The 7,100-nt window shown below is 66.7% G+C and carries 6 protein-coding genes, 1 pseudogene and 1 other annotated feature; of the genes and pseudogenes, 3 read left to right on the forward strand and 4 right to left on the reverse strand.

Features of this window, described 5'->3' with window-relative positions; translation table 11 throughout:
* Positions 1-33: 33 nt before the first annotated feature.
* A pseudogene (locus tag BLS43_RS29030) lies at positions 34-1,280 on the reverse strand (IS3 family transposase).
* Positions 871-999: a sequence feature (AL1L pseudoknot), on the reverse strand. Its footprint overlaps the pseudogene before it by 129 nt.
* Before the next feature lie 256 nt (positions 1,281-1,536).
* Here BLS43_RS29030 and BLS43_RS29035 point away from each other — a divergent pair.
* A complete protein-coding gene (locus BLS43_RS29035) occupies positions 1,537-2,733 on the forward strand; it encodes an IS701 family transposase (protein WP_093089894.1) in 1,197 nt (398 codons plus the stop codon).
* Between the two features lie 182 nt (positions 2,734-2,915).
* On the opposite strand, the gene BLS43_RS29040 is transcribed toward BLS43_RS29035, so the two are convergent.
* Positions 2,916-3,578 (reverse strand): hypothetical protein, encoded by a 663-nt coding sequence (locus BLS43_RS29040; protein WP_093089895.1) that lies wholly within the window; start codon positions 3,576-3,578, stop codon positions 2,916-2,918.
* Positions 3,579-3,651: 73 nt separating this feature from the next.
* The gene (locus BLS43_RS29045; RefSeq protein WP_342741217.1) at positions 3,652-4,329 is read right to left on the reverse strand and encodes a histidine phosphatase family protein; all 678 of its coding nucleotides are present in this window, start codon (positions 4,327-4,329) and stop codon (positions 3,652-3,654) included.
* A 649-nt stretch (positions 4,330-4,978) separates the two neighbouring features.
* On the opposite strand from BLS43_RS29045, the gene BLS43_RS29050 reads away from it, so the two are divergent.
* On the forward strand, positions 4,979-5,305 hold the full coding sequence (locus BLS43_RS29050; RefSeq protein ID WP_176921639.1) for a type II toxin-antitoxin system prevent-host-death family antitoxin: 327 nt from the start codon (positions 4,979-4,981) through the stop codon (positions 5,303-5,305).
* Positions 5,302-6,228 carry a Fic family protein gene (locus BLS43_RS29055; RefSeq protein WP_093089898.1) on the forward strand — a complete coding sequence of 309 codons (927 nt, stop codon included), beginning with the start codon at positions 5,302-5,304 and terminating at the stop codon, positions 6,226-6,228. The genes BLS43_RS29050 and BLS43_RS29055 overlap by 4 nt, the downstream gene beginning before the upstream one ends.
* Here the strand turns inward: BLS43_RS29055 and BLS43_RS32305 are convergent.
* Positions 6,157-6,375, reverse strand: coding sequence for an FDXHR family putative zinc-binding protein (locus BLS43_RS32305; RefSeq protein ID WP_093089899.1), 219 nt, complete (start codon positions 6,373-6,375; stop codon positions 6,157-6,159). The two genes, BLS43_RS29055 and BLS43_RS32305, sit on opposite strands and share 72 nt — an antisense overlap.
* Positions 6,376-7,100 lie beyond the last annotated feature (725 nt).

Raw genomic sequence — 7,100 nt, forward strand, 5'->3', positions numbered from 1 at the left:
TGTCAAGTCCCGGGTTTGGTAGAGGCTCGGTTCTCACGCTCCGGCGGTCTGCCGGGCGAGGTCGGTGTCGGCGTGTAGAGCCTCGTGCTCGACGGGCGGGATCAGGCCGAGCTCGCCGTGTAGGCGGCGGTGGTTGTACCAGTCGATGTACTCCGCGACGGCCAGTTCGAGGTCGTCGATCCCGCGCCACGGCCCTCTGTTCCGCACGAGTTCGGCCTTGAACAACGAGTTGAACGCCTCCGCCATCGCATTATCGTAGGAATCGCCGACTGATCCGACCGAGGCGACCGCCTCGACTTCCGCGAGCCGTTCTCCGTAGCGCACAGCGACATATTGCACGCCACGGTCCGAATGATGTATCAATTCGGAGAGATTCGCGCCGGCTCGCTGCCGGGTCCAGATCCCCATGTTCAACGCGTCCAGGGCGAGATCGGTGTAGAGGTTCTTAGACAACTGCCAGCCCACGATCCGGCGGGAGAACACGTCCATGACGAACGCGGCGTACACCCAGCCGGAGAACGTGCGGATATACGTTATGTCGGCCACCCACAGCCGGTTCGGCGCGTCCGCGGTGAAGTCGCGGTCGACGAGGTCAGGCCGCTGGTCCTGGCCCTTGGATCGGACCGTGGTGAGCGGCACCCGCAGCCGCGACACCCCGCGCAGCCCGTTGCGGCGCATCAGCCGTTCCACGGTGCAGCGGGCGATCTGGCGGCCGTTCACCCCTCCTTCGCGGCGCAGCGCCGCCCAGATCTTCCGGCTGCCGTAGACGCCGAAGTTGGCGCGGTGCACTCGTTCGATCTCTCTCATGGTTTCGGCATCGGTGAGCGCCCGCTTCGAGAGCGGCCGCTTCTTTGACGCATGAAAAGTACTCGGAGCGATCTTCACGCCTGCGTCCTCCAACACCGCGCAGATCGGCTCGACCCCGAAATCGTTCTTGTTCGCCTCGATGTAGTCGAGGACTACCTGCTGGGGCGGTCGAGCTCCGCCGCGAAGAAAGCCGACGCAGACTTGAGAATGGCGTTCGCCCGCCGAAGCTCCCGAACCTCACGCTCCAACTCGGCCAGCCGCGTCGCGTCGTCAGTCGTGGTGCCCGGCCTCGTGCCGTTGTCGATCTCGACCTGCTTCACCCAGCCACGCAACGTCTCCGGGTTGATCCCCATCTGCTCGCCGATGCGCTTGAAGACGTTCCCGCCCCCGCCGTCCGGAGCCGCCTTCGCGTCCAACACGAGCCGGATCGCTCGCTCCCGCAGCTCATCGGGGTACTTCCTCGGGGCGGCCATCGGTCGATCATCCTCCAGGCTTGATGGTCTCCATCAAACCCGGGACGGGACATCGAGAAGCAATGGCTGAACCGCGGCCGCGTTGTGGCCCGCGCTTGGGCGATGGGGGACACTGGACACGTCATCGAGACGTCAGGCCGACGGCTGTTCCGCGGGGAACCAGACCTTGTTCGGACGGTCCGGGGGTCTAGTACTGCAACGGCAGTCGTGGCGTGTCGTGAGAGGCTGGTCGGCGTCAGGCGGTGATGATCACCGCGTGGTCGATCTTGCTGGGTGGGTGTCGAGGTTGGACACGGTCACGGAGTTGATCGGGCGGCGGTTCACCAGGTCGGAGCCGAGGGCTCGGGCCGGTGTCTACGTGCGTGGGCTGCTCGCCGGGCTCGAGCGCAAGAACGGCTGGACGCTGGCCGAACACGCGGGGGCGCTGTCGCCGGACGGGATGCAGCGGCTCCTTCGGACCGCGGACTGGGACGTCGAGGGCGTGCGCGACGACGTGCGGGGTTATGTCGTCGAGGAGCTCGGCGATCAGGCGTCGGGGGTGTTCGTGGTCGACGAGACCGGGTTCATCAAGAAAGGTGTCCGCTCGGCCGGGGTTCAGCGCCAGTACACCGGCACCACCGGGAAGATCGACAACTGTCAGCTGGGGGTGTTCCTGGCCTACGCCTCGGCCAAGGGCCGGGCGTTGATCGACCGCGAGCTCTACCTGCCGACATCGTGGACCGAGGACCCCGACCGCTGCGCTCGGGCAGGCATCCCGGAGGGGACCGGGTTCGCGACGAAACCGCAGCTCGGGATCGCCATGCTCGCCCGCGCCTGGCGTGCCGGACAGCTCACGAGCGGGTCCTGGACGACCGCGGACGAGGCCTACGGGCAGAACCCGACCTTTCGGAACTGGCTGGCCGACCACGAGATCCCGTTCGTGCTGGCCACCCGCAACGACGACATGCTGACCAGCCCGGACGGGCACCGCCGCCAAGCCAAGGTCCTCGCCACGATCGCCGGGGCCCGTGACCGCGACACCGGCCGCGACGGGTGGGAGCGGCGCTCGATCGGCGCGGGCGCGCACGGGGAACGGATCTATGACTGGACCGCGCTCGCCCTCGACACCGCCGGGCTCCCGGACGGGTGGGGACACTGGCTACTCGTCCGCCGCCAGACCGACCCGAGCCCGGGCAAGACGGTGCGTGAGCTGGCGTTCTACCGCTGCGCCGCACCGACGACGACCCCGCTACGCGAGTTGGTCCGAGTGGCCGGGGCCCGGTGGGCGATCGAGGAATGCTTCCAGACCGCGAAGAACGAAGCCGGTCTCGATCACTACCAGGTCCGCTCCTTCCGAGCCTGGTACGCCCACATCACCCTCGCCATGCTGGCCGCGGCCTACCTCGCGACCACCCGCGCCGCCGAACACGCCGGCGGTGAAAAAGGGGATCTCGAACCGGTGCCCGCCGGCTGATCCCGCTCTCGGCCAACGAGATCCGCCGACTCCTCGCCGCCCTCGTCTTCACCCCGCCGACCTGCATCGATCACGTCATGCACAGGTCACACTGGCGCCGCGAACGCCAACACCAAGCCCGCACCTGCCACTACCGCCGACGCGGCCACCGAGCACCACTCTGACCGAGTGCCGTTGCAGTACTAGGACTCGATAGCGGGAGCGCCGAGCCCCCTTTGGCAGCTGAGTCGAACTTCGGTCTGTCGTGCGGCCTGCTCGGCCTGGTTGGGGAGGTTTCGGGCGAAGTCGTGCCAGTAGGCGGCTGTCCGGCTGTGTCGACGTAGGACGGTGTCCGGTGTGGGAGGGGCGGGCCAGAGCTGGAGAAGGTAGCGATCGAGTACGGGGTCGCCCTCCGAGCGGGAGCCGTCTCGTGCGGCGTCCATCCCGATGGCGCAGTAGCGGGCCCGGAGACTCGCCCCGGCGGGCAGCGGGAGCGCGTAGGACTCGTTGGCCATCAGACCTATCAGCTGCAGCGGTGACGCGGTCGGGGTGAACGACGCCTCCACGACGTCTTCCCACTGCTCAGCGACGGCCGGCGGGACGTCGTGGAGCTCGACTGTCAGCCGCACCCAGCCGGTGTGGAGGCCGGTCAGCAGACATATCCGTTGCGGAGCGGCGACGCCGCACAGTCCGTTCGTCTGACCGGCGAAGTGCATCTCCAACTCCGGACCCGCATCCCAGGCCGCCAGCTCCTCCAGGAAGATCTGGCCATAGCTCACGAAGAGGTCGCCCTCGAACAACGTCTCCACCTGCAGAACGTAGCCGAGTTCTCCGCCGCGGTTGGCGAGTTGACGGCTGGCGTCCACTTGAAGCAGCGTCGCCGCAACCTCCTTCGGACGGCCTGCGCGGAATCCGGCCCGCACCGTTCTCGGGTCTCTCTCAGACCTTGGTGTGGAGGTGGTCTGTATTCGCGAGAGCTACCACGGAGCGGTTCCGCCAGTAGCCGTCGTGCTGGAGATGGGTGATGGCGCCGGGGCTCGTGGCGAACGAGGCGAAGCCGACTGCATCGATTGGGAGTTGGAGCCAGGCTGTGATGACGAAAGTGTGGGCGTAACCATGCGTCATGACGATGTGGTCATGATCGACGTCAGCGATCAACTCCTGCACACACGAGCTGACACGGGTTGCCACCTCACGTCTTGTCTCGGCTCCCGGGATGGGGCCTCGGTGATCGAGTCGATCGTGGTCCGGTGCGGGCACTTGACGGGTCGCGAGCCAGGAGTTGGGCCGACCCTCGGCGTCACCGAAGCTGATCTCGCGCAGTCGCGAGTCCAACCTGACTGGCGTTTCGGTGCTGCCGGCGACGATCTCCGCAGCCTGTGCGCACCGAGACAGATCAGAGCTGACCAGCCGAGTCGGACGAGATGAGGCACATACACGGCGGGCCAGCGTCTTACCAACGAGGTTCGCCTGGGCACGTCCGTGTGCTGTGAGCCGAGAGTCGTGCCAGCCGCCCACCCGATCGTCAACTGTGTGTTGCGCCTCGGGATGCGTAACCACGTAAAGATCCTTCACCTGGAAACTCCTACTCCGCGATATTGACCAGCCGGAACCCACTAGAAGTGCATCCTGATCGCGAACCCAGGCGTGCCTGCTCGCCTTCCTGTCGACCGTCCTGGAAGCCTTCGGGCGGAGTGGAGCAGGCCAGCGTGAGCAGCCGGGCCCGCGGCTCCGCTACCGAGGAACCGAACAAACCGCTGGTTCGGCGAGATCTCTCACAGCGCAACGGTAGACGAATTGGCCTATGTCGCCTAACGCGATCGACCTGCATTCTCGGAGGGTCGTCGACTACGCCGTTGCCGACCACAGCGCGCCAGCCTTCTGGTCGGAGACCTCACCGCAGCGCTGGTAAGCCTGCACCGGCCAGGGTGCTTCCTCGCAGCGACCACGAACCCCAGTATGAGTCGCTCGTGTTCACGGAGCAGCTCGCCGACGTGAGGATCGCCGGGCGATCGGCCGCCGTCGGGGACGCACTCGATAACGCACTCATGGAGCCCAGGACCGGACGTCGTGACCCACCAGCTCCGCTACAGCCGCTTCGCCGACCTCGCCCACGGATGACGACCCGACAGCGCCGTACGACGTAGGGGCTGGGCTGACAGACCGACGGCCGTCGAGACGGGTGTCCTCTGCTCTTCGACCTGCTGCCGGCCTGTGCACCGTCAGTAACGGCAGAATGTGTACACGTTTGCGGTATTATTATGGTGTGGCGACACCGGAGATCCTGAGTGTGCGTGAGCTGCGTGCCGGGCTCACCGGTGTACTCAAGCAGGTCCAGCAGCCGGGTGCCGAGCCCGTGTTCGTCGGTCCTCATCGCAGGGCGGAGGCGGTCGTGATGTCGGTATCGCAGTACGAACAGCTCCAGCAGCAGGCGGCGGTGCGCCGCGAGGCGGTCGCGGAGGCGCTCGCCTCGGTCCGCGCGGAGGGCCTCGAGCCCAGCCCCGAGGGCTTGGAGCGACTGCAGGCGGTCGCCGACGGGCGCATGACCCCCGAAGAGGCCCTGGAGAAGGCACTGGCGCCCTACCGCAGGTGAGCTCGCAAGACCCCTACACCGACCCGGCCACCGGGCTGCTGCGCAACAAGCTCTCGATCACCTCTGCCGCCGAACTCGACCGTGTCGAAGCCGAGGTCACCAGCCTTCGCCTGGTTCAGCTGCGCGAGCGCGACCTGCCCGGCGACTACGACCTCGCGCACCTGCAGGCTTTCCACCGGTTCATCTTCTCCGACGTCTATCCCTGGGCCGGGCAGCTGCGCACCGTGGCGATCGCCAAGGACGACCTGTTCTGCCTGCCCCAGCACCTCGAGGGCTTCGCCGCAGACGTCTTCGGCCGACTCGCCCGCCGCGACGGCTACCTGCGCGGGCTCGACCGGCCCGAGTTCCTCGACAAGCTCACCGAGCTCCTGGCCGACATCAACGCGCTGCATCCCTTCCGCGAAGGCAACGGTCGCGCCCAGCGCGCCTTCCTGGCCCAGCTCGCCCGAGACGCCGGGCATCCGCTGCGGTGGGAGCCGATGAACCCCGAGCAGAATGTCGCCGCCTCCCAAGCCGCTCACCGCGGCGACAACCAGCCGCTGCGGCTCATGCTCGACGAACTCGTGGAGGTCACCCCCGCGGAGACCGCGACACCGGCCGAGCCCGCGCAGGATCACCCCGCACGGACCGCCGGCTCCTCCTTCACCCCACCGGAGGGGAACCGCGCCGTACCCGGGGAGAACGACGTCGCCCCGGAGACTCCGTCGCGTTCCCGCCACCTCGGCGCTCCCCGGAACAAGACCCAGGACCCGGCCACGCCCGCTAGGGGCCGATCCGAACCGAATCCGACCACCCGAGGAGACCGGGCGGGGACCACCAGCTCACTTGCCCCGCCCTCGGACAGGGAAGTCTCATACCGACTCGAGCAGCCGGACCCAGATGCCGTTCTTGGTCTGCACGAGGTCGAGATCGCGTCCGGCTAGACAGGTCCCTGCAGGGCGATGCGTGTCGAACAGCGCCGCGTCGTCGAAGGTGTGGCAGCAGGCCCGGCAGTGGGCCCGGTCCATGCCTGCCCAGCGGGCGCCGCAGTGCACGCAGTGCTGCTGCAGCAGCTCAGGCCGGTCCCGCATGAGTGGGACTGTAGGGCGATCGGCAACGCGGGAGTCGAAAACACGCGCCACGCATGCCGGCTCCTGAGCTCGATAGGTCGCGGCCTGTGCTGTCCGAGTCGTGTCGGTGAGCTGGTGCCGAACCAGTGCCCGTCGATCTGGACAGTTCTATTCGGCTCAGCCGAGTAAATTACTCTGAGTGACCCTATGAGGGGACTTAGGTTACATCCTGTAGTCCGGGCCAGGGGGCGACGAACTGGTGGCTACCGCGACTCCCTTAACCTGCGTTCCGTGGCGTCGGCCAAGCGCATCAATTCAACGTTGTCGGCGGGCCCCAAGTTTGGATGCAGTAACCTTACGTACTTCGCTTGCGTATCAAGTGTCTTACGCAAGCTTTTCATGGTGTGCACAGTGTGAGGGACATGATTACGAGCGCCAAGACCAGCTGCCTGCACTAGGTCTGCCAACTCAGCGGTGAGTCGGACATGAGGAAGTTCGACATGAACTCGAGTGGCCGCGGTCATGTCGCTAGGGTCGAGCGACACCTCATACTGCAAGTTCTGACGCATGTACGAGACGACTGGAATGACTTCCCTTTGAATCTCGGGGCCATTCATGTCGAACTCAGAGCTCAGAAACTGGAACGCGTCTATCGCCTCTCCGGTAAAAGCGTCTATGACTGCGGCGAACGCTCGGCCACTCACATCGGGTCTCCCTGCAGTTGTTCACGCGGCCCTGACCCGCCC

Source organism: Pseudonocardia oroxyli (assembly GCF_900102195.1).
Classification (GTDB): Bacteria; Actinomycetota; Actinomycetes; order Mycobacteriales; family Pseudonocardiaceae; genus Pseudonocardia; species Pseudonocardia oroxyli.